The organism is Pseudomonas sp. WT-JTC, from assembly GCF_056711565.1.
The window spans coordinates 2,734,076-2,757,488 of record NZ_CM160042.1 but is presented as its reverse complement, the minus strand read 5'-3'; the positions used below and the strand labels follow the sequence as shown (position 1 = coordinate 2,757,488).

The following is a 23,413-nucleotide window of genomic DNA, read 5'->3' as shown; positions in this document are numbered from 1 at the left end:
ATGATCAAGACGCAGTCAGCACCTCTGAAAATCGCCAGCCTTGCCCTGGTTCTGCTGGCCCCGATGGTCGGCGCCACCCCGGTCGATCAAGCCGCCATCGTCGCCAGCGAGAACGACGGCAGCCAGTGGCTCAGCCACGGTCGTACCTATGCCGAGCAGCGCTTCAGCCCGCTCAAGCAGATCACCGAACAAAACGCCGATCAATTGGGCCTGGCCTGGCATCTGGACCTCGATAACCACCGGGGCCTGGAAGCAACGCCGCTATTCTCGGACGGCGTGCTTTATGCGTCTCTGTCCTGGAGCCGCGCCATCGCCATCGACGTCAAGACCGGCAAGCAACTATGGTCCTTCGACCCGCAGATTGATCGCGGCAAAGCCCGCGATGCCTGCTGCGATGCAGTCAACCGCGGTGTCGCACTGTGGAACGGCAAAGTCTATATCGGCACCCTCGACGGCCGTCTTATCGCCCTTGACGCCAAGACCGGTCAGCAGGTGTGGAGCCAGCAGACAACCGACAACAGCCTGCCCTACACCATTACCGGTGCGCCACGGGTGGTCAAAGGCAAGGTGATCATTGGCAACGGCGGCGCCGAATATGGCGTACGCGGCTACTTTTCTGCCTACGACGCCGAAAGCGGAAAAATGGAATGGCGCTTCTACACTGTGCCGGGCGACCCAAACAAACCCTACGAGCACCCGGAGCTGGCCGAGGCAGCCAAGACCTGGACCGGTGACCAGTACTGGAAGTTTGGCGGTGGCGGCACCGTGTGGGACAGCATGGCCTACGATCCGCAACTCGACCTGCTCTACATCGGCACCGGCAACGGCGGCCCCTGGAACCGCAATATTCGCAGCCCGCGCGGCGGCGACAACCTCTACCTGTCATCGATCCTCGCCATCCACCCCGACAGCGGCCGACTGGCCTGGCATTATCAGGTCACCCCAGGGGACAGCTGGGACTTCACCGCCACCCAACAGCTGACCCTGGCGGAGCTGGACATTGCCGGCAAGCCACGCAAGGTCATCATGCAGGCGCCAAAGAACGGTTTCTTCTATGTTCTGGACCGCGAGACCGGCAAGCTGCTCTCCGCTGAAAAATTCGGCAAGGTGACCTGGGCCGAAAAAATCGACATGACGACCGGCAAGCCGGTAGAGGTCCCAGGTGCGCGTTACACCGACAAACCTGTCGTCATGTGGCCGAGCCCCTTCGGCGCACATGGATGGCATTCGATGTCGTTCAACCCGCAGACCGGCCTGGTGTACATCCCCTACCAGGAGATCCCGGGCGTCTACCGCAACGAAGGCAAGGACTTCGTAAGGCGCAAGGCATTCAACACCGGCGCCGGGTTCTCCGACACCACTGAAATTCCGCGTGAGGCTGTATCCGGTGCGCTGCTGGCCTGGGACCCGGTGAAGCAAAAAGAAGCCTGGCGCGTGCCCTATTCGCACTACTGGAACGGCGGCACCCTGAGCACCGCGGGCAATCTGGTCTTCCAGGGAACGGCAGACGGCAACCTCATCGCTTACTCTGCGGACAAAGGCAAGAAACTGTGGTCCTTCGGCGCCCAGACCGGCATCGTCGCGGCCCCCATCAGTTATCGTTTCGAAGGTGAGCAGTACATAGCCGTGATGGCGGGTTGGGGCGGTGTCGCGCCCCTGATCGGCGGTGATGCCGCTAATGCGCCGGGGATGGGCAACGTCAGTCGCCTGCTGGTGTTCAAACTCGGCGGCAAAGACTCACTGCCGCCATTGCCCGAAAAAGCGCAGGTCGTCAGCCGCATTCCGAAGCCGGTCGACGCATCCGCCACAGACCTCGCCGCGGGCCAGCAGATGTTCGGCACCTACTGCTCTGTCTGCCACGGCGTGGGCGCAGTCAGCGGCGGGTTGATTCCCGACCTGCGCAAGTCCGACGAGTCGCGGCGCAGCCTGTTCCAGCAGATCGTCCTTGATGGCGTGTTGAAGCCTTTGGGCATGCCTTCATTCAAAGACACGCTGGAGCCCGCCGATGTCGAGAAAATCAAGCAATACGTGATGAGCCGGGAGCACGCGGACTACCTCAAGGCACAACAGTCGGCCAAAGCCACGCCATGACCGCGCTTCGCTAACGCGATGACGGCGAGCCAGCCTGACCGGGCTCGCCGTCATGTCGAGCAAGGATGCGCAACAGCTTTTTGAGATGAACCATCCAACAATAGTGAGGAACTCGATCATGTGGACCAAACCTGCCTACACCGACCTGCGTATCGGCTTTGAAGTCACCATGTACTTCGCCAGCCGCTGACCCGCAAGCGTGGTGCTGTGCGCTGCTCCACTCCACAGGCATGGCACCGCATCAATTTGGCCCCGGTGCGCCGGGGCACTTTTTTTGCGCAGTCGCGCCCTGACGCGATTGTTTGTCGGAACAAATCATGTTTATCCAGATTCTAGGTTCCGCCGCCGGCGGCGGCTTCCCCCAGTGGAACTGCAACTGCGTGAACTGCGCAGGCTTTCGCGACGGCAGCCTGCGGGCCAGCGCGCGGACGCAATCGTCCATCGCGATTTCCGATGACGGCGTGAACTGGGTGCTGTGCAACACCTCCCCGGACATCCGCGCCCAACTCCAGAGCTTCGCCCCGATGCAGCCGGGCCGGACCCTGCGCGATACCGGGATCGGCGCGATCATCCTGATGGACAGCCAGATCGACCACACCACCGGCCTGCTCATGCTGCGTGAAGGGTGCCCGCATCAGGTCTGGTGCACCGACATGGTCCACGAAGACCTGAGCAGCGGTTTTCCGCTGTTCACCATGCTGACGCACTGGAACGGCGGGCTGAACTGGAACCGCATCGAGCTCGATCAAAGCTTCACCATTCCCGCCTGCCCGAACCTGCGTTTCACCCCGCTGCCTCTGCGCAGCGCCGCGCCGCCGTACTCGCCGCACCGCTTCGACCCCCATCCGGGCGACAACATCGGCCTGATCGTCGAAGACCGGGGCACCGGCGGCAAGCTGTTCTATGCGCCGGGGCTGGGCAAGGTCGATGCGCCGCTGCTGGAGATCATGGCCGGCAGCGATTGCCTGTTGGTCGACGGCACCTTGTGGGATGACGATGAAATGCAGCGGCGTGGCGTCGGCACCCGCACCGGCCGGGAGATGGGCCATCTGGCGCAAAACGGCCCCGGCGGCATGCTCGAAGTGCTTGAACAACTGCCCGAACAGCGCAAGGTGCTTATCCACATCAACAACACCAACCCGATTCTCGACGAAGACTCGCCGCAGCGGGCGGAGCTGGAGCGGCGCAACGTTGAAGTGGCGTATGACGGCATGAGTATTGTGCTGTAGCGGATGGCCCCTTCGCGAGCAAGTCGGATCGCCGCACCGCCGCTCCCACATTGGGTCTATGGCGTACACAAAACCCTGTGGGAGCGGGCTTGCTCGCGAAGGCGTCCGCCCAGACACCAAAGAACCCACCGGATGTTCCCCGGAGAACCGCAATGACCGACACCCCGCTGTCCCCCGCCGAATTCGAAGCGGCCCTGCGCGCCAAGGGCGCCTATTACCACATCCATCACCCCTACCACGTGGCGATGTATGAAGGCCGGGCGAGCCGTGAGCAGATCCAGGGCTGGGTCGCCAACCGCTTCTACTATCAGGTGAACATTCCCCTGAAGGACGCGGCCATTCTGGCCAATTGCCCGGACCGCGAGATTCGCCGCGAGTGGATTCAGCGCCTGCTCGACCACGACGGTGCGCCCGGTGAGGACGGCGGCATCGAAGCCTGGCTGCGCCTGGGCCAGGCCGTGGGCCTCGACCCGGACCAGTTACGCTCCCAGGAGCTGGTGCTGCCCGGCGTGCGCTTCGCCGTGGACGCCTACGTCAACTTCGCGCGCCGCGCCCGTTGGCAGGAAGCCGCCAGCAGCTCGCTGACCGAACTGTTCGCCCCGCAAATCCACCAATCGCGCCTGGACAGCTGGCCCCAGCATTACCCGTGGATCGATCCGGCCGGCTACGAATATTTCCGTACGCGCCTGGGCCAGGCACGGCGGGATGTCGAGCACGGTCTGGCGATCACCCTGCAGCACTACACGACCCGGGAAGGCCAGGAGCGCATGCTGGAAATTCTCCAGTTCAAACTGGACATTCTTTGGAGCATGCTCGATGCCATGAGCATGGCCTACGAACTGAAACGCCCGCCGTATCACAGCGTGACCGGGGAACGGGTCTGGCACAAAGGAATCACCTTATGAGTTTCGATCGCAGCAAGACCCCGACCTGGCGCCCCGGCTACCGCTTCCAGTACGAGCCGGCGCAAAAAGGCCATGTGCTGCTGTACCCGGAAGGCATGATCAAGCTCAACGAAAGTGCCGCGTTGATCGGTGGTTTGATTGACGGGCAACGGGATGTCGCGGCGATCATCAATGAGCTCGACCAACAGTTCCCCGGCGTGCCCGAACTCGGTGACGACATCGAGCAATTCATGGAGGTGGCCCGTGCGCAGCACTGGATCGAACTTGCCTGAGGCATCGGTGCAGGTGCCGCCCACACCTGAAGTCGGCCTGCCGCTGTGGCTGCTGGCCGAGCTGACCTATCGCTGTCCGCTGCAATGCCCCTACTGCTCCAATCCGCTGGATTTCGCCGAACAAGGCCAGGAGCTGAGCACCGAGCAATGGATCAAGGTGTTCCGCGAAGCGCGGGAAATGGGTGCGGCGCAACTGGGCTTTTCCGGTGGCGAACCGCTGGTGCGCCAGGACCTCGCCGAACTGATTGCCGAAGCCCGCCAGCTGGGTTTCTACACCAACCTGATCACCTCCGGCATCGGCCTGACCGAGCAGAAAATCAGCGACTTCAAGAAGGCCGGCCTCGATCACATCCAGATCAGTTTCCAGGCCAGCGACGAGCAGGTGAACAACCTGCTGGCCGGGTCGAAAAAAGCCTTTGCGCAGAAACTGGCAATGGCCCGGGCGGTGAAGGCCCACGGTTATCCGATGGTGCTGAATTTCGTCACCCATCGGCACAACATCGACCAGATCGACCGTATCATCGAGCTGTGCATCGCCCTTGAGGCGGACTTTGTCGAGCTCGCCACTTGCCAGTTCTACGGCTGGGCACAGCTCAATCGCGTCGGGCTGTTGCCGACCAAAGAACAACTGGTGCGCGCCGAACGCATCACCAATGAATACCGCGCCAGACTGGAAGCCGAAGGGCATCCGTGCAAGCTGATTTTCGTCACCCCGGACTATTACGAAGAGCGCCCGAAAGCCTGCATGAATGGCTGGGGCAGTATTTTTCTGACGGTCACCCCCGACGGCACCGCCCTGCCCTGTCACGGTGCCCGACAGCTGCCAGTACAGTTTCCCAACGTGCGCGACCACAGCATGCAACACATCTGGTACGACTCGTTCGGCTTCAACCGCTTTCGCGGTTACGACTGGATGCCCGAACCGTGCCGCTCCTGTGACGAGAAAGAACAAGACTTCGGCGGCTGCCGCTGCCAGGCGTTCATGCTCACGGGTGACGCCAGCAATGCCGACCCGGTGTGCAGCAAGTCGCCACAACACGGCGTGATCCTCAAGGCTCGCGAAGAAGCCGAACACGCAACCCAGACCATCGACCAACTGGCCTTTCGCAATGAACGAAACTCACGCCTCATCGCCAGGCTCCGATGAACCGCCCTCAGGGTGACGGTAGATAGCTCATCAAGCGTGACTCGCCCATCAGTAACGGACGATTCAGTTCCGCGCAGGCGCGCAGGTACTCGGCCACCAGGGTGATCCGTTTCAGCTTGCGCAGATCTTCGCTGTAGTACATCCAGAATTGTCGCGTGATCTCCACTTCACCGGGCAGCACTTCGCACAGGCGGGGATCGGGGCCGGCGAGGAAGCAGGGCAGGACGGCCAGCGCCCGTCCTTCCAAGGCTGCGTGGTAATGGGCCACCACGCTGGTGCTGCGCAGGCGGCTGATGGCTCCGGGCATCAGGTCGTTCAGGTAGAGCAGTTTGAAGCTGAAGGCCAGGTCCTCGACGTAGGTAACAAACGGGTGGCCGTCCAGGTCCTCGCGGCAACCGATCGGCGGATGATTCGCCAGGTACTCCGGCGTCGCATAAAGGCGCAGGCGGTAGTCGCACAATCGCGAGCACACGTATGGACCGCGCTCGGGCCGCTCCAGGGTGATGGCGATATCCGCCTCGCGCCGTGACAGGTTGATGAAATGCGGGACCGGCAAAATATCCGCCGAGATATTCGGGTAGTGCTCAAGGAAGTGGCTCATCTGCGCAGTGATGAAACAGGTTCCGAAGGCTTCGGTACAGCCGATTCGCAGATGCCCGGCGAGCCCCCCGGTGGTGCCGAAAACCTGCTCGCAGGCTACCAGCAGCGTACTTTCCAGGGATTCGGCGTGGCCGACCAGTCGCTGCCCCTCCACGGTCAGGACAAAACCGGACGTTCGCGACTTCTCGAACAGCAGGGCGCCCAGGCACTGCTCCAGTGCGCGGATACGCCGCGACACGGTGGTGTAGTCCACTCCCAGGCGACGGGCCGCACCGCTGGCGGTGCGAGCACGGGCAACTTCGAGGAAGAAACGCAAGTCGTCCCAGTTCAGTGGGTTCTGCGTTGTGCATTTTTGCATATCCATCGGGCTTTTCCGCCAATACATATGGGAAATATGCACTTATATACTCGCATCTCACCCAACTTGGCCAGCATCGTTTTCAGGCCAGGAAAGCCCCCCACCCCAATAATAAATATCGAGGGCTGACAGCATGAGCGCATGGATAAACACCGGCTTGCACGCCGGACTCAAGCAGCTGCGCAACAGCGCAATCGCGGCCACGGTTCTCGTCTGCCGTTGGCCCGATCCGCTGCTCGCAGCGCAGCGAATCGCCCCCGCCCTCCTGCACCGCCCTCTCTCCACCGCAAGGTCATCCGGGCGGCAATAACTCCAGCACATCAGCATTCAGGTGGCGTCCCGCATCGGGTCGCTGCCCGGGTACCCGTACGCCCCTCAAAAGGCCGAACAACAAAAACAACTAGAAATGCGGAGCCTCACCATGACGACCGACCATCCGAACCACGTCCAGACCTGTGCACGGGTCAGGGCCAACCCCAAGTTCCACCGGCTCGCGCGCCAGCGTGCACTGCTGGCCTGGACGCTGAGCGCCGCGGTCCTGGCTATCTATTACAGCTTCATCATGGTGGTGGCTTTCGCCCCTGCCTGGCTGCACCTGCCGCTGTACGACGGCAGCCACCTCAGCCTCGGCATGCCCATCGGCGTGACGATCATCCTGTTGTCCTGGCTACTCACCGCCTGGTACGTGCACAGCGCCAACACCCGCTTCGACGTACTCAGCTCGCAGATCCTGCAGGAGTCCCGCGCATGAAACGCCTGTCCGCCCTTCTCGCCCTCAGCCCTGTGCTGGCCCATGCCGAGCCCATCATTGCGCAGAAGCAACCGCTCAACCTGCACGCCATCGGCATGTTTTTCGTCTTCGTCCTCGCCACCCTGCTGATCACCTGGTGGGCGGCGCGACGCACCCGCTCCGCTGCCGATTTCTACAGCGCCGGTGGCGGTATCACCGGCTTCCAGAATGGCCTGGCAATCGCCGGCGACTACATGTCGGCGGCAACTCTGCTGGGCCTGTCGAGCCTGGTCTTCGCCAAGGGCTACGACGGCTTCGTCTACATCATCGGCTTCTTCGTCGGCTGGCCCATCGTCACCTTCCTGATGGCCGAGCGCTTGCGCAACCTGGGGCGCTACACCTTCGCCGACATCGTCTCCTACCGCCTCGATCAAACCCGCGTGCGCAGCTTCGCCGCCCTCGGATCGCTGACCGTGGTGTGCTGCTATCTGGTGGTGCAGATGGTCGGTGCCGGTCAACTGATCAAACTGCTGTTCGGTCTCGACTACCGCACCGCGGTGGTGGTAGTCGGACTGCTGATGCTGGTCTATGTGATCTTCGGCGGCATGCTCGCCACCACATGGGTACAGATCACCAAGGCGGTCCTGCTCCTGGCGGGCGGCACTACCCTGGTGCTGATGGCCCTGAGTCGCTTCGACTTCAGCTTCGAGACGCTGGCCGCCCAGGCTGTGGCCGTGCATGCCAGCGGCGTGCAGATCATGGGCCCGGGCACCTTGCTGGCCGACCCGATCAACGCGGTGTCCTTATCTCTTGGACTGGTCTTCGGCATTGCCGGCCTGCCGCACATCCTGATGCGCTTCTTCACTGTGCCCAATGCCAAGGAGGCGCGTAAATCCGTGCTGTTCGCCACAGTGTTCATCGGTTTCTTCTTCCTGGTGGTCTGCGTCCTGGGCTATACCGCCATCGTCATCGTCGGCACGGATCCTCAGTACTACGTCGATGGCAAGCTCGGTGGGACCATGATTGGCGGCAGCAATATGGTGGCCATGCACCTGGCGAAGGCGGTGGGCGGTAACCTGTTTCTCGGTTTCCTCTCTGCCGTGGCTTTCGCCACCATTCTCGCAGTGGTGGCTGGCCTGGCCCTGGCCGGTGCCTCGGCCATCTCCCATGACCTTTACGCTTCGGTATTGAAGAAGGGCTGCGCCGACGAGAAACAGGAAATGCGCGTGTCGCGCATCGCCACCGTCTGCCTGGGCATCGTTGCGATTGCCCTCGGTATTCTGTTCGAGGGGCAGAACATCGCCTTCCTGGTCGGCCTGACGTTCGGCATTGCCGCCTCGGCGAATTTCCCGGTACTGATCATGGCCATGTACTGGGGTGGCCTGACCACCCGCGGCGCTCTCTATGGCGGCCTGACCGGCCTGGTCAGCGCACTGGCCCTGGTGATCGGCTCGCCGTCTGTGTGGGTCGGTGTACTGGGGCATGCCCAGGCGCTCTTCCCTTACGACCAGCCGGCGCTGTTCTCCATGCCACTGGCCTTCCTGGTCATAGTTGTGGCTTCCAGGCTTGACCGCAGCGAGCGCGCCGACCGCGAACGCGCCGCCTATGCCGACCAGTTCGTCCGTGCCCAGACCGGCCTTGGAGCTGCCATGGCCAGCAGTCACTGACGCTGCTTTCCGGGGCTGACGCCCCGAGCGCGAGTCCGCTCCTTTGCTTCGCGCTTTTTTACGCCAGCCCTGCGCCACTCGGCGCAGGACACCCCAAAAGCGCCCTTCCCTCGCCAACTCCAAATGGCGCGGGAGCGGCTCGTCGACAACAAAAACAACAAAAGGCATCCAATGAAACCCACCACCCTCACCCTGTTCCTGGCCGGCAGCGGCCTCGCCGCACAGGCTCACGCCGACTTCCTGGCAGACAGCACGGCCAGACTGGAAACGCGCAACTTCTACTTCAACCGCGACTTCCGCCAGGCCAATGCCGCCCAGTCCAAGCAAGAAGAATGGGCCCAGGGCTTCTTGCTGCGCTACGAATCCGGCTATACCGACGGCATGATCGGCGTCGGTATCGATGCCCTCGGCCAGCTCGGCGTCAAGCTCGACTCCAGTCCCGATCGCGCCGGTTCCGGCCTGCTCAAACGCGATAACGAGCCGCCCAAGCGTGCCAAGGACGAGTATGGCGAACTGGGCCTGACGGCCAAGTTCAAAGCGTCCAATAGCGTGCTCAAGCTCGGCACCCTGACCCCGAAGTTGCCGGTACTGCTGGCCAATGACTCGCGCCTGTTGCCGCAAACATTTCGCGGTGGCCAGTTGAACGTTCAAGAGATCAAAGGCCTGAGTTTCGATGCGGGGCGCGTGGATCGGGTCAACCAGCGCGACTCCTCGGACTACGAGAAAATGGCAATCACCACCACCGGCGCCAAGGGCATTGTCAGTGGCCAGGCCCGCAGCGACGCCTTCAACTTCGCCGGCCTTGCCTACCAGTGGAACGATCGGCTGAACACGGGCTACAACTACGGCGGCCTGGACAACTTCTACCACCAACACCAGTTCAGTCTGGTCCACGTGCTGCCGCTGGGCGCAGGCCAGACGCTCAAGAGCGACCTGCGCTACGCCCGCTCCACCGACGACGGCAGCAGCAACATCGACAACAACGCCTTCGGCGCCATGTTCACCTATGCCCTCGGCGGCCATGCCTTCGGTCTCGGCTACCAACGCATGAGCGGCGACACCGGCTTTGCCTACGTCAATGGCAGCGATGCTTACCTGGTCAACTTCGTGCAGATCAACGACTTCGCCAACAAGGACGAGCGTTCCTGGCAGGCGCGCTACGACTACAACTTCGCGGCGCTGGGCATTCCCGGCCTGACCTTCATGACCCGCTACCTGGCCGGCGACAGCATCGATCTGGGCGTCGGCAAGCCAGGCGGTCGCGAATGGGAGCGCGACACCGACATAGGCTACGTCGTGCAGAGCGGCCCGCTGAAAAACCTCGGTTTCAAGTGGCGCAACGCTACGGTGCGCACCGCCCACTTCGGTAACGATCTCAACGAGAACCGCCTGATCCTCAGCTATACCCTGGCGCTCTGGTAAGCCCCGCACAAGGCGGGTGCCGCTCACATCGCCTGACGGTGCGAGCAGCGCCCGCCTTGTGCATTTGCGGCGCATCAGGGATGCCGCAAGCCTGTGTTTTTTTGCATAACGCACGGGATTTTTTGAGCGTTCTTATTTGATTTATGCATGCCTATACTCGATTCAACCGCCTGGTCATGAACCAGGTCAGTCCCAATAAAAATAAACAGGGCACTCACCGTGAAGCCATCCTTGCTTACCGTCGTCTCCCCACTTTCAGGTACCCGCGCGCGTCTCGGGAGACTCCAATGAACAACAACTGCCAACCCTTCCTCGCCGCTCGTGACTTCCTGCTGGCCCACCGTACCGACTACGCCACTGCCGTGCGTGACTTCCGCTGGCCGCAACTGAACGAATTCAACTGGGCGCTGGATTACTTTGACGCCATGGCCGAGGGTAACCAGGCCAATGCCCTGTGGATCGTCGAAGAGGACGGCAGCGAGCAATGCTACAGCTTCCAGCAACTGGCCTCGCGCTCCAATCAGGTGGCCAATCACCTGCGTGCCCTTGGCGTACGCCGCGGCGAACGCATCCTGCTGATGCTCGGTAACGACATCGCCCTGTGGGAAACCATGCTGGCTGCCTTCAAGCTCGGCGCCGTGGTCATCCCCGCCACCGCCCTGCTGACCCCTGAAGACTTGCGTGATCGCATCGAGCGTGGCCATGTGCGTCATTTGGTGGTCGGCGCCGCCCATGTCGACAAGTTCGACGGCCTGGGTGAAGGCTGCACCCGCATCTGCGTCGGCCCGGCCCCCGCGGGCTGGACGCCGCACAGCGCCGCCAGCGAGCACTCCGAACAGTTCGAAGTCGAGGGCAGCACGCTGGCCACCGACCCGATGCTGCTGTACTTCACATCCGGCACTACCTCCAAGCCGAAGATGGTGTTGCACAGTCACCAGAGTTACCCGGTCGGCCACCTTTCGACCATGTACTGGATCGGCCTGCAGCCGGGCGACCTGCATCTGAACATCTCGTCACCGGGCTGGGCCAAGCACGCCTGGAGCTGCCTCTTCGCGCCGTGGAACGCCGGCGCCTGCATCTTCATCCACAATGTCGCGCGCTTCAGCGCTCCAGCCCTGCTCGGCGCTCTGGAACGCTACGGCGTCACCAGTCTGTGCGCTCCGCCCACCGTATGGCGCATGCTGATCCAGGAGGATCTGGCTGGTATAAAGGAACGCCTGCGCCTGCGCGAACTGGTGGGAGCCGGTGAGCCGCTCAACCCGGAAATCATCGAGCAGATCCAGCATGCCTGGGGCCTTCCATTGCGCGACGGGTTCGGTCAGTCGGAAACCACCGCTCTGGTTGGCAACACGCCCGGCCAGCCGCTCAAGGCGGGCTCCATGGGCCGTCCGCTGCCAGGCTACCGAGTGACAATGCTTGACCCCGATGGCGTCCCCGGCAATGAGGGTGAAGTTGCCCTGCCGCTGGACGTGCGACCACTCGGCCTGATGCTGTGCTACGAGGACAGCCCGGAAAAAACCGCCGAAGTGATGCGCGACGGCTACTACCGTACCGGCGACACCGCGCAGATCGACGCGGATGGCTACATCACCTTTGTCGGTCGCGCCGACGACGTGTTCAAAGCCTCCGACTACCGTATCAGCCCCTTCGAGCTGGAAAGCGCGCTGATCGAGCACCCGGCGGTGATGGAAGTGGCCGTGGTGCCAAGCCCGGACCCGCTGCGCCTGGCCGTGCCCAAGGCGTTTCTGATCCTGGCCCATGACGAACCCGGGAGCGCCGAGTTGGCCGGCAACATCCTCGCCTTCGCCCGCGAGCACCTGGCGCCCTACAAGCGGGTACGACGCATCGAGTTCGTCACCGAGCTGCCCAAGACCATCTCCGGCAAGATCCGCCGGGTAGAACTGCGGCAGATGGAAACGCAGCGTCGTCAGAGCGACGCGCGCGGCCCACAAGAGTACTTCGAAGAAGACTTCCCTCAGCTCAAGGGCTGAACCGGGGCCGGTACGCCGGCCTTTCCGAATTCAAATCCGACCGCTCGGCCAATCTGGCCGAGGGGCTTAACTCGACCCAAAGAAACCAGGCAGGACCCGAAAATGACCACTTCCATCGTTCCAAGCGTCAAGCTCCTGATCAACGGCGAGTTCGTCGAATCGCGCACCACTCAGTGGCGCGACGTGGTCAATCCGGCCACTCAGGAAGTCCTCGCTCGCGTGCCCTTCGCCACCGCAGAGGAAATGGACGCCGCCGTCGCCAGCGCCAAGGAAGCCTTCAAGACCTGGCGCAAGACACCGATCGGCGCCCGCTCCCGGATCTTCTTCAAATACCAGCAACTGATTCGCGAGAACATCAAGGAACTGGCCGCCCTGCTCACCGCCGAACAGGGTAAAACCCTGCCCGATGCCGAAGGCGATGTGTTCCGCGGTCTGGAAGTGGTCGAGCACGCCACCTCCATTGGCAACCTGCAGATGGGCGAGTTGGCCAACAACGTCGCCAACGGCGTCGACACCTACACCTTGATGCAGCCGCTGGGCGTGTGCGCCGGCATCACCCCGTTCAACTTCCCGGCGATGATTCCGCTGTGGATGTTCCCGATGGCCATCGCCACTGGCAACACCTTCATTCTCAAACCGTCCGAGCAGGACCCGCTGGTGACCATGCGCCTGGTCGAACTGGCACTGGAAGCCGGTGTACCCAAGGGGGTGCTCAATGTCATCCACGGCGGCGTCGATGCGGTGAACCTGATTTGTGATCATCCGGACATCAAGGCCGTGTCCTTCGTGGGTTCGACCAAGGTCGGCACCCATGTCTACAACCGCGCCACCCAGAATGGCAAACGCGCACAGTGCATGATGGGCGCGAAGAACCACGCCATCGTCCTGCCCGATGCCAACAAACAGCAGACGCTGAACAACCTGCTGGGCGCCTCGTTCGGCGCCGCCGGTCAGCGCTGCATGGCCCTGCCGGTGGTGATCCTGGTGGGTGAAGCGCAGGCCTGGTTGCCGGACCTGATCGAGCGGACCAAAACCCTCAAGATCAATGGCGGCACCGAGCCTGGCACCGACATCGGCCCGGTGATCTCCTGCGCGGCGCTGGATCGCGTCAACAGCCTGATCGCCAGCGGCATCGAAGAAGGCGCCAAACTCGAACTGGATGGACGCAACCCAAGCGTGCCTGGCTACCAGGACGGCAACTTCGTCGGCCCGACCATCTTCTCCAGCGTCACTCCACAAATGTCTGTGTACCGCGAAGAAATTTTCGGCCCGGTACTGTGCGTCATGCACGCAGCCAGCCTGGACGAGGCGATCGAGATCATCAACGCCAACCCGAATGGCAACGGCACCGCCCTGTTCACCCGCTCTGGCGCAGCTGCCCGTCACTTCCAGGAAGAAATCGACGTCGGCCAGGTGGGTATCAACGTGCCGATCCCGGTACCGGTTCCGCTGTTCTCCTTCTCCGGTTCCCGCGCCTCCAAGCTCGGCGACCTGGGCCCTTACGGCAAGCAAGTGGTGACGTTCTACACCCAGACCAAGACGGTCACCCAGCGCTGGTTCGACGAGGATGACACCGGCGGCTCGGTGAACACCACCATCACCCTTAAATGATCTCTGCCGGCCGGCGCCCAGCGTCGGCCGGCCAGAAATTGAACGGTGCAAGACCAGACATAACGGGTCGATGCGCAGTAGCGCCTCCCCACTCGCTAAAGGTAGTCATCATGCATATCGGTTTTCTCGGCCTGGGCAACATGGGCGGCCCAATGGCTCGCAACCTGCTCAAGGCTGGCCACAGCCTGACCGTCTTCGATCCTTTCCCTCAAGCCGTCGCCGCCCTGGTCGAGGCCGGCGCCAGCGCCGCTGACTCGCCTGCCGGCGTGGCCAAAGCCGGGGTCGGGGTGATTATCACCATGCTGCCAACCGCCGAGCACGTGAAGCAGGTCTATCGGGGCAAGGACGGCCTGCTGGCCAATATTGGCCAAGGCGTGCTGTTGATCGACAGTTCGACCATCGACCCGCTCAGTGCCCGCGAGGTGGCCAAATTCGCCCTTGCCCAAGGCAACCCGATGCTCGACGCGCCGGTATCCGGCGGAACCGGCGGCGCGACGGCAGGCACCCTGACCTTCATGGTCGGCGGCCCGGTCAGTGTGTACGACCAGGCCCTGCCGATTCTCTCGGCCATGGGCAGGAACATCGTGCACTGCGGCGCAGCAGGCAACGGTCAGGTGGCCAAGATCGCCAACAACATGCTGCTCGGCATCTCCATGGTCGGCGTCGCCGAGGCCATGGCCCTGGGTGTGACCCTGGGCATGGATGCCAAGGTGCTGGCCGGTGTCATCGGCACTTCCACCGGTCGCTGCTGGAGCTCGGAGATCAACAATCCGTTCCCGGGCGTGCTGGAGAATGCGCCGGCCTCGCGTGGATACAGTGGCGGCTTTGGTACCGACCTGATGCTCAAGGACCTCGGCCTGGCCACCGAAGCAGCCAGACATGCGCGGCAGCCAGTGGTGCTCGGTGCTGCCGCTCAGCAGCTGTACCAGACCTTCAGCCTGCAGGGTAATGGCGGCCTGGACTTCTCCGCGATCATCAAACTGTTCCGCGGAGAAGCCTGAACATGAGCGAGCAGCAAGCCCCGGTGCTGGCCAGTGTGCGCAACCGCATCGGCCACCTGACACTGAATCGACCGAGCGCGTTGAACACCCTCGACCTGACCATGGTGACGCAGCTGTACCGGCATCTATCGGCCTGGGAACGGGATCCGGAGATCGTCGCCGTGACCCTCCGTGGCGCCGGAGAAAAAGCCTTCTGTGCCGGTGGCGACATCCGCATGCTGTACGACAGTCACAAGGGCGGCGACGATCTGCACGAGCTGTTCCTGGAGCAGGAGTACGCCCTGGACGAGTACCTGCATGGCTACTCCAAACCGGTGCTGGCGCTGCTGGATGGTTTTGTTCTGGGCGGTGGCATGGGGCTGGCACAGACTGCCTCACTGCGGGTGATCACCGAGCGCACGAGGATGGGAATGCCGGAAGTCGGCATCGGCTTTTTCCCCGATGTCGGCAGCAGCTATTTCCTGCCGCGCCTTCCGGGTGAGCTGGGTATTTATCTGGGGGTTACAGGCTGCCAGGTCCGTGCCGCCGATGCGCTTTATGCCAATCTGGCTGACTACTGCCTGTCCAGCGAGCGGTTGGCGGAACTGGATGCCGCTCTGGACTATGTGAGTTGGACCAGTGCACCTGAAGAAGACCTGCGAGACTTGCTCGACGGCCTCGCTACCGAGCGTATAGCGGGGTCGGAACTCAAGGCGTATCGCCAGGCAATCGATGAATATTTCGCCCTGCCTGATGTGTCGGCGATTCGCAACGCGCTGCAACTTGAGCAGCGTCCCGAGCTGCGCGACTGGGCCGAACAGACGGTCGCGCTACTCGACAGCCGCTCGCCGCTGGCGATGGCCACGACACTGGAGCTGTTGCGTCGCGGTCGATTCCTGAACCTGGCCGACTGCTTCGCCCTGGAGTTGCATCTGGACTATCAGTGGTTCGACAAGGGCGACCTGATGGAAGGCATACGCGCCCTGATCATCGACAAGGACAAAAGCCCCCGCTGGAATCCGTCAACCCTGGCAGAGCTGGCACCAACGCGGGTGCAGGCCTTTTTCAGCGGTTTCCGGCCAGCCTCCAGCCCTCCCCTTCGCATCGCCTGATCAGCAGGAGACAACGCAATGCACGATATCGAATTGACCGAAGAACAACGCATGATCCGCGACATGGCACGCGACTTCGCCCGCAGCGAAGTCGGCCCGCATGCCCAAGCCTGGGAGAAGGCAGGCTGGATCGATGACGCCGTGGTGGCGCAGATGGGTGAACTGGGCCTGCTGGGCATGGTGGTGCCGGACACTTGGGGCGGCAGCTACACCGACTATGTGGCCTACGCCCTGGCCGTGGAGGAAATCTCGGCCGGCGACGGTGCCCTCGGCGCATTGATGAGCATCCACAATTCAGTGGGCTGCGGCCCTCTGTTGAAATATGGCACCCCGTCCCAGCAAGACAGCTGGCTGCCGCTTCTGGCCAGCGGCCAGGCAATCGGCTGCTTCTGCTTGACCGAACCACAGGCCGGCACCGAAGCACACAACCTGCGCACTCGCGCCGAGCTGCGCGACGGCCAGTGGGTACTCAACGGTGCCAAGCAGTTCGTCAGCAACGGCAAACGCGCCAAGCTGGCCATTGTCTTCGCCGTCACCGATCCGGAGCTGGGCAAGAAGGGCCTGTCGGCCTTCCTGGTGCCAACCGACAACCCCGGATTCGTGGTCGACCGCAGCGAACACAAGATGGGCATCAAGGCCTCCGATACCTGCGCGGTGACCCTGAGCGACTGCATGATCCCCCAGGCCAATCTGCTGGGCGAGCGCGGCAAAGGCCTGGCCATTGCCCTGTCCAACCTCGAAGGCGGTCGCATCGGCATCGCCGCCCAGGCTCTGGGAATCGCCCGCGCCGCCTTCGAGGCTGCCCTGGGTTATGCCCGCGAACGCATCCAGTTCGGCAAGCCGATCATCGAGCACCAGAGCGTGTCCAACCTGCTCGCTGATATGCACACCCGGCTCAATGCTACCCGCCTGCTGGTGCTGCATGCCGCGCGCCTGAAAAGCGCCGGGCAACCGTGCCTGTCGCAAGCGTCCCAGGCCAAGCTGTTCGCCTCGGAAATGGCCGAGCGCGTGTGCTCCAGCGCCATGCAGATCCATGGCGGCTACGGCTACCTGGAGGACTACCCGGTAGAGCGCTATTACCGCGATGCGCGCATCACCCAGATCTACGAAGGCACCAGCGAGGTCCAGCGCCTGCTGATCGCCCGCGAGCTGGCCCACTACGCGCTCTGAGCCGTTGGCCGGACGCGCCCGCTGCGTCCGGCCGCCCCTTCTTCCACCCCCTTCTGGAGTTGCCCATGCCCGGCCTGCGCAATATTCCCATCAGCCACCGTCTATGGTTGATCCTGCTGACGTCCATCCTGATGCTGCTGATTCTCGCCGGCCTGATGCTCAAGCAAAACCATGACGACCTCTACGCGGCCAAGGCGCTGAAAACCCGTCATGTGGTCGAGACCGCCAGCGGCATCCTGCGTCACTTCCAAAACCTGGAAAGCCAGGGTCTGGATCGTGAGCAGGCGCAACAACAGGCCCGCGCGGTCATACGCGACCTGCGCTACGACCGCGAGGACTACTTCTGGATCGAAGACCTCGACACGCGCATGGTCATGCACCCCAATGCCAAGCTCGAGGGCAAGCGCATGGCCGGCACCCGCGACCCTGATGGCAAGGCACTGTTCGACGAGATGGTGACCGTGGCAATGCGCGACGGCTCCGGTCTGGTGCATTACCGCTGGCCAAAGCCGGGCTCCGACACGCCGGTGGAGAAGGTTTCCTATGTCGAACTATTCAAGCCCTGGGGCTGGATTGTGGGTTCGGGCATTTACATCGACGACGTGCAAGTCGAGTTCCGCCGCCAGCTGATGCAGACCTTCGTCATTCTGGTGACGATCGCCCTGCTGCTCAGCGTGCTGATCCTGCTGATTGCCCGCAGCATAGCCTCGCCACTGGCGCAGGTGGTCAATGCCATGGAGAACATCGCCAGCGGCGAAGCCGACCTGACGCACAACCTGGACAGTCGCTGGCGCGATGAGCTGACCGCCTTGAGCGGCCACTTCAATGCGTTCACCAGCAAGCTGCGCGCGGTGATCGGCCAGTCCATGCAGAGTGCCGGCAGCCTGGACAAGGCCTCGCAATCGCTCGGTGAGATCGCCAGCGACAGCCAGCGCCACAGTCAGCAGCAGTCACAGCAGATGGAACTGGTGGCCGCCGCCATTCACGAGGTTTCCTACGCTGTGCAGGAAGTAGCGAAGAACGCTGAGCACGCCGCCAACGAAGTACGCCAGGCCGATGAGCAGGCACGCCAGGGCCAGCACAACATCGATAGCAGCCTGCACCAGATCGATAAGTTGTCCGAGACCATTGGCCAGGCCGTCGAAGTGATCCAGAGCCTGGCCCAGGAAAGCACCCAGATCGGCAGCGTGCTGGAAGTGATCCGCGCCATCGCCGAGCAGACCAACCTGCTGGCGCTGAACGCTGCAATCGAGGCGGCGCGCGCTGGCGAACAGGGTCGCGGCTTCGCCGTGGTGGCAGACGAAGTGCGCCTGTTGGCACAACGCACCCAGCAGTCCACCGCGCAAATCCAGGGCATGATCGAGCGCCTGCAGGGCAACTCGGAAGCGGCGGTCAATGTCATCACTGCCAGCAGTCAAGCCGCTAAACAAACCGTGGAACAGGCCCGCGAAACCGGTGAAAGCCTGCACCAGGTCATCGGCGCGCTGCGCAACCTCACCGAACTGAACGCCTCGATCGCCAGTGCCACCCTGGAACAGTCCCACGTGGTCGAGGACATTAGCCAGAATGTCACCCGCGCAGCCTCGCTGGCCCACGAGAATGCCCTGGCGGCAGACCGGTCCAACGAGGCCAGCCTGGAATTGGGCCAGCTGGCGGGCCAGCTCAATCGGTTATTGGGGCAGTTTCGCGTATGAGGTGGATGAGCAACGATGGAGGTATTGATTCCATGACTGCCCCCCAGCCAGTCACGCCCCGTTGCGCCAGCCCGAACGCACTGTTGGCGAGGCCCATCGAACACGTGCACCACTCGCGCTACCTGGAAACCCGCCACAAGGCACTCGAGCTATTCGCCAGATGTGGTTTCAGCCGGGTAAGCATGCGCGACCTGGCTGCTTATCTGGGCATCAAGGTCGGCTCCATTTACAACCACATCGAAAGCAAGGAGGCACTGCTGTTCGAACTGATCGAGGAACTCTACGAACAGTTGCTTCATGGCGCCAGCCAGGTGAACCGTCGCAAATCCGCGCCCGCCGTACGGCTGCATGGCCTGCTTGAGGCGCACCTCTTGCTGCATGAGCGTATGGGAGCGCATTTCCGCCTGGCGGAGTATGACCTCCATTGTCTAAGCAGCGAACAGCAAGCCTTGATCCTGACTTTACGTCGGCGCTATGAGGAACACCTGTTGGGAACGATAGAGCAGCTTACGGGTACACCGCTGAGCGTCACCCAGCGTGATACCTTGAGCAGCATCGTTTCCCTGCTCAACCAACTGCCGGCCTGGATTGCAGAATCCCAGGCGAGCAAGGGAGCACGGCGCAAGCTGTTACATGAGATCGTCATGGGTGCCCTCCACGGTGCATTGCAGGCGACTCATGCCACCGGTTGCAAATTCCCGGAAAAACCAATCATCTACCGCTCGTGAGACAGCGCTCTGAAAATGTCGGTATTTACGTTCGATTACAGCAGGCTGAACGATTTAGCCAATCTGTTGCGTCGACCGGTTGAATCCACAGCCAAAAGCTGCCTCTCACCAAGGGCAGCCATCAGCCATTTGCGGACATGCCATTGCTTTCCATCACCCTGAACCAGCCGATTTCTGCCTGTCATCCAAGGTAGCAATCGACGGTGTATTCAATCTGTCGAGCTTCTGCTGCGCGTCATGTGTATGAGGGCCGATCGGCCGTTTCCCGAAGAAGGTCGCTCCTCAATGGCATAGGGCACAAACCCAAGCTTGGGGTAGAGCAGCAGCCCTGCCGTGTTTTCGTTAAAACAGGAAATCTGCACCTCGTTGGCTCCGTAACGCTCGAATGCCAAGCCGGTCATCGTCTCTACGAGAAACGTGGCTACTCCTTCGCCCCGAGCGCTCGGCGAGACGATGACATTGCCGATACAGCAAATGCCATTGCGTTCAGCTCGATAGAAATTGGCAAACCCAACGACAGTCCCATTGATCTCCACGACAGTAGAGTCGAAGCGTTGGGAGATCGCGGTATTCAACTGCGTTTCCGTTAGCGGAAAGTGCGCCTTCGGAAACATGAAAAACAACTCTTGAGTGTTCTGAGGAAAGCCGCAGATCATTTTTACGTCGCTAGCCTTCACTGGCCTGTGGTTCAGTTTCATTGCTCGTCTCCAAGCTCCATGAGTCAGTACTTTAGCGGCTAAAAGTGGTCATTCCGTCTGTCTACGAAACCAGGGGTGATTCTCGCAACCTGCGAAGGTTAGTTGGTTAATTGCACTGACTTGACCACCCATTTGCATTCGACCTGACCAGCCATGTGCATCGGACTTGACCTGCACATTTCGTATCCATGACCGGTAGAGCGCGACCCAGGCTGTGTGAAAACACCTGCAATTTAAGTGAGGGTATGGCGCTACTAGCTATGAGGCGTTCGCAGCTGGGCCGAAAAGCTATCGATGCCTATCTGATAATCACGAAAATAAATCAGGAGGCGGTCGTGAAGCTGGAAAAGCGTAGTATCGAGTTTGTCCCTCACAGTGAACGTTACGGAACGCCGCGGCGGTTGTTCACCATCTGGTTCAGTTCCAATTTCCAAGTGACCGCTTTGATGGTTGGTACGCTGGGTATCGCCTCGGGGTTGAGCTTCGGCTGGACATTGCTGGGCCTGCTGATTGGCAATCTGGTCGGCACTGTGTTCATGGCCGCGCACTCCGCCCAGGGCCCTCACTTGGGGGTTCCACAAATGATCCAGAGCCGGGCACAGTTCGGTGTTTACGGAGCCGCGATCCCCTTGCTGGTAATGGTCACGGCGGCGGTGCTATTTCTTGCCGCCAGCGGCGTCTTGATGCGCGATGCCTTAAAGGCGCTGGTGCCAATGAGCGACGACCAGGCCATTGTGGTGGTTGGCGTTCTGACTTTCATCATTGGTTTTATAGGCTACGAGCTGATCCACCGTATGGGGGCGTGGATGAGCCTGTTATCTACCCTGGTGTTTGCAAGCGCCTTGGCCTTGATCCTGCTGCACCCCAGCGACGCGGCATCAACAACCGTCTCAGGTACGGGCTTTACGCTGGCCGCCTTTAACCTGGTCATAGCGCAGGCGGCCTCCTGGACTTTAGGTTACGGCCCCTACGTGGCAGACTACTCGCGTTACCTCCCCGCGAACGTGAGCACCCGCGCCACGTTCTGGACAACCTATTGCGGTTGCGCACTGGGCTCTTTTGCCATGATGGCATTAGGCGCTTTACTGGCAGTAGCGATACCTGCAGCGCTTGAACACGACCCTGCAACCGCCATTGCCACATTGTTTGGCCCGTGGGCACCTTTGGTACTGGGCGTGATCGCGCTTGGTGTCATCCAGTACAACGTACTCTGCTTGTACAGCGCCTATATGTCTTCGGTCACGATATTCGGAGCCTTTGGAGGGCTCAAATACGTCACGGCTCCAGCAAAAGCGTTGGTGATGGCCATGTTGACCGTTGCTGCGACCCTGATCGCCATAGCCACCCAGTACCGTTTTGACACGTTTTTTGCGGACATTCTGATCGGTCAGTTGTATTTGCTGATTCCCTGGAGTGCGATCAACCTGGTTGATTATTACTGGGTGTGTCGCGGTCACTATGAAGTAGGTGACCTGTACGACCCTAAAGGCCGCTACGCCCGCTTCAACGGGCGAACCCTTATGGTCTATGCCGTTTCGATAATCGGCACGATTCCCTTCATGAAACTCTCGTTCTACACAGGCTTTGTAGCGAACTGGCTAGGCGCCGACATTAGTTGGGCGATGGGGTTGGTGTTGGCCGGGGGGCTGTACTGTACGGTCAACAGCCGACCAGTTGTTAAAAGCTCGCGCATGTTTGGTCAAAGATCTCTCGAATAGCATTTCTCCCAAAATGCAGCATTGCGGCGGTTCAGCTCTCCCGGCGTCATACTCCGACCTTCTCAGCCTGCAGCTTGATGGCTCGGGCTATTCGCTCCCACGCCTCAACAAACTGCTCCTGCTCGAATGCAGACGGCTTTAACCAGTAGTGATGCTTCCCGGAGCCTTTGCTTGGATTACTGTCGCGAGTGGCTTGGTTCTTTACCTCGTCGGGGGTCAGGACATGGCACACCGGCGAGTCTGAACCTACATTGCTCGCAATAACCCAGAACGCGCCTTTGATTTTCCCCAAGTCGTGGCCGAGTGGGACGTCACCGCGTGTTTGTCTGCCTTTCACTTGAACGCCGATTGCCATGGCGCAATCATCGCCGTAGACAAATAGATCGGCCCCTGCAGCATTGCGCGCGGTTGGAAGTGTGGACAGCCCAGAGCGCCCGAGCTGATATGCAACCCAGTGGAGGGCCATCTCAGCGCAGTGCTGGCCGCTGTATTTAGCCGCCATGATTTTCTCCAATTACCCTCGATATTTCAGCATGCCACAACTCTAGCGCTGCACGCTTTTCCCGCAGCAGTTCACCCACTCCACTATTTTCAAGGCCTCCAGCGGTATCGAGGTACCGTCATTTGGCGCTCGTCCTCAGTGTCCGTTATGGGTTGTGGATTCAACTGGTCGCGACAGGCAGAAAACGGCCAAAAGCGGTCGGTGGACAGACTAGTAGAAAATAGGTGGTGTTCTGCTACCTTCTTTATGGTAGTCGGGATTGCCGCCCCCCTGTCGGGTTACCCCCGAATAGATCTCGCGCTTAACGCGACAAGAAACGCGACATGGCATGCCACCTCATCGGAGAGTGTCAGGATAGCGCTATGAAAGTTCGATGCCCTGATTGTGGCTATATCACAGACTACCTTCCGCCAACCCATAGGTGCCCTAATTGCGACAGCTTTTCCCACGAATGGCTGATCTATGATTGGGAAAGCTTTGCTTCAACTAAGCGCCTACTTATTAGATGTAACCTTTTAATCATAGGCATAACCCTAATTAATGCACTTGTGGCGATCACCTCTGAATCAACAAATGCGCGACAATGGTTGTTCAGCTTGTTATTTATCCCCGCAATGATCAGTTTGTTTAATTGTCGAAGGCAGCTTAGAAAAAAATCGGAGTATGAAGGGCATAAAAGCAGGGGTCCCTGGTTTATCGGTGGTTCCATTCTCTAAAGCGGCTAACAACTCGTCCACAAGTGATGAGTAATGCTTTTCCAACGCTGTCGTCAGTGCGATTGCATTCGT

The 23,413-nt window shown here is 61.3% G+C and carries 20 protein-coding genes; 17 read left to right on the top strand and 3 right to left on the bottom strand.

Annotation, left to right across the window (positions count from 1 at the left end; genetic code table 11):
• Positions 1-3: 3 nt before the first annotated feature.
• The 6 genes from AC06G5_RS12655 to pqqE all read left to right on the top strand — a co-directional run bounded on the left by AC06G5_RS12655 (position 4) and on the right by pqqE (position 5,644).
• Entirely contained in the window at positions 4-2,091 is a 2,088-nt protein-coding gene (locus AC06G5_RS12655) for a PQQ-dependent dehydrogenase, methanol/ethanol family (protein WP_413428557.1), read from the top strand.
• A gap of 118 nt (positions 2,092-2,209) precedes the next feature.
• A complete protein-coding gene (gene pqqA / locus AC06G5_RS12650; RefSeq protein WP_008365141.1) occupies positions 2,210-2,281 on the top strand; it encodes a pyrroloquinoline quinone precursor peptide PqqA in 72 nt (23 codons plus the stop codon).
• A gap of 127 nt (positions 2,282-2,408) precedes the next feature.
• Positions 2,409-3,320 carry a pyrroloquinoline quinone biosynthesis protein PqqB gene (pqqB, locus tag AC06G5_RS12645; RefSeq protein WP_413705052.1) on the top strand — a complete coding sequence of 304 codons (912 nt, stop codon included), beginning with the start codon at positions 2,409-2,411 and terminating at the stop codon, positions 3,318-3,320.
• Between the two features lie 152 nt (positions 3,321-3,472).
• Positions 3,473-4,225, top strand: coding sequence for a pyrroloquinoline-quinone synthase PqqC (gene pqqC / locus AC06G5_RS12640; RefSeq protein WP_057398272.1), 753 nt, complete (start codon positions 3,473-3,475; stop codon positions 4,223-4,225).
• The gene (pqqD, locus tag AC06G5_RS12635; protein ID WP_008017387.1) at positions 4,222-4,497 is read left to right on the top strand and encodes a pyrroloquinoline quinone biosynthesis peptide chaperone PqqD; all 276 of its coding nucleotides are present in this window, start codon (positions 4,222-4,224) and stop codon (positions 4,495-4,497) included. The genes pqqC and pqqD overlap by 4 nt, the downstream gene beginning before the upstream one ends.
• Positions 4,469-5,644, top strand: a complete 1,176-nt coding sequence (gene pqqE / locus AC06G5_RS12630; protein WP_413705053.1) for a pyrroloquinoline quinone biosynthesis protein PqqE — start codon at positions 4,469-4,471, stop codon at positions 5,642-5,644. The genes pqqD and pqqE overlap by 29 nt, the downstream gene beginning before the upstream one ends.
• Before the next feature lie 7 nt (positions 5,645-5,651).
• On the opposite strand, the gene AC06G5_RS12625 is transcribed toward pqqE, so the two are convergent.
• Positions 5,652-6,602, bottom strand: a complete 951-nt coding sequence (locus AC06G5_RS12625) for a LysR family transcriptional regulator (protein ID WP_413428212.1) — start codon at positions 6,600-6,602, stop codon at positions 5,652-5,654.
• A gap of 421 nt (positions 6,603-7,023) precedes the next feature.
• Between AC06G5_RS12625 and AC06G5_RS12620 the strand changes: the two genes are divergently transcribed.
• The 10 genes from AC06G5_RS12620 (at position 7,024) to AC06G5_RS12575 (ending at position 19,707) form a co-directional block, all read left to right on the top strand.
• Positions 7,024-7,353: a DUF485 domain-containing protein gene (locus AC06G5_RS12620; RefSeq protein ID WP_413428211.1), complete on the top strand. Its 330-nt coding sequence runs from the start codon at positions 7,024-7,026 to the stop codon at positions 7,351-7,353.
• A complete protein-coding gene (locus tag AC06G5_RS12615; protein ID WP_413428210.1) occupies positions 7,350-8,999 on the top strand; it encodes a cation acetate symporter in 1,650 nt (549 codons plus the stop codon). The genes AC06G5_RS12620 and AC06G5_RS12615 overlap by 4 nt, the downstream gene beginning before the upstream one ends.
• Positions 9,000-9,170: 171 nt before the next feature.
• Complete coding sequence (locus tag AC06G5_RS12610) at positions 9,171-10,421, top strand: OprD family porin (protein ID WP_480459591.1); 1,251 nt, start codon at positions 9,171-9,173, stop codon at positions 10,419-10,421.
• A gap of 287 nt (positions 10,422-10,708) precedes the next feature.
• Entirely contained in the window at positions 10,709-12,412 is a 1,704-nt protein-coding gene (locus AC06G5_RS12605; protein ID WP_413428208.1) for an AMP-binding protein, read from the top strand.
• A 102-nt stretch (positions 12,413-12,514) separates the two neighbouring features.
• Positions 12,515-14,023 carry a CoA-acylating methylmalonate-semialdehyde dehydrogenase gene (locus AC06G5_RS12600; RefSeq protein ID WP_413705055.1) on the top strand — a complete coding sequence of 503 codons (1,509 nt, stop codon included), beginning with the start codon at positions 12,515-12,517 and terminating at the stop codon, positions 14,021-14,023.
• Positions 14,024-14,133: 110 nt separating this feature from the next.
• Positions 14,134-15,024, top strand: a complete 891-nt coding sequence (gene mmsB / locus AC06G5_RS12595; protein ID WP_480459589.1) for a 3-hydroxyisobutyrate dehydrogenase — start codon at positions 14,134-14,136, stop codon at positions 15,022-15,024.
• A gap of 2 nt (positions 15,025-15,026) precedes the next feature.
• The gene (locus AC06G5_RS12590; protein WP_413428205.1) at positions 15,027-16,115 is read left to right on the top strand and encodes an enoyl-CoA hydratase/isomerase family protein; all 1,089 of its coding nucleotides are present in this window, start codon (positions 15,027-15,029) and stop codon (positions 16,113-16,115) included.
• Positions 16,116-16,133: 18 nt separating this feature from the next.
• The gene (locus AC06G5_RS12585) at positions 16,134-17,285 is read left to right on the top strand and encodes an acyl-CoA dehydrogenase family protein (RefSeq protein ID WP_413428204.1); all 1,152 of its coding nucleotides are present in this window, start codon (positions 16,134-16,136) and stop codon (positions 17,283-17,285) included.
• A 65-nt stretch (positions 17,286-17,350) separates the two neighbouring features.
• Positions 17,351-18,979 (top strand): methyl-accepting chemotaxis protein, encoded by a 1,629-nt coding sequence (locus AC06G5_RS12580; protein ID WP_480459588.1) that lies wholly within the window; start codon positions 17,351-17,353, stop codon positions 18,977-18,979.
• Between the two features lie 32 nt (positions 18,980-19,011).
• Positions 19,012-19,707 (top strand): TetR/AcrR family transcriptional regulator, encoded by a 696-nt coding sequence (locus AC06G5_RS12575; protein ID WP_413428202.1) that lies wholly within the window; start codon positions 19,012-19,014, stop codon positions 19,705-19,707.
• Positions 19,708-19,916: 209 nt separating this feature from the next.
• Here AC06G5_RS12575 and AC06G5_RS12570 read toward each other — a convergent pair whose 3' ends face one another.
• Entirely contained in the window at positions 19,917-20,405 is a 489-nt protein-coding gene (locus AC06G5_RS12570; protein WP_413428201.1) for a GNAT family N-acetyltransferase, read from the bottom strand.
• 335 nt (positions 20,406-20,740) lie between these two features.
• On the opposite strand from AC06G5_RS12570, the gene AC06G5_RS12565 reads away from it, so the two are divergent.
• Complete coding sequence (locus tag AC06G5_RS12565; RefSeq protein ID WP_413705056.1) at positions 20,741-22,123, top strand: purine-cytosine permease family protein; 1,383 nt, start codon at positions 20,741-20,743, stop codon at positions 22,121-22,123.
• 46 nt (positions 22,124-22,169) lie between these two features.
• On the opposite strand, the gene AC06G5_RS12560 is transcribed toward AC06G5_RS12565, so the two are convergent.
• Entirely contained in the window at positions 22,170-22,625 is a 456-nt protein-coding gene (locus AC06G5_RS12560) for a hypothetical protein (protein WP_413428199.1), read from the bottom strand.
• Positions 22,626-23,413 lie beyond the last annotated feature (788 nt).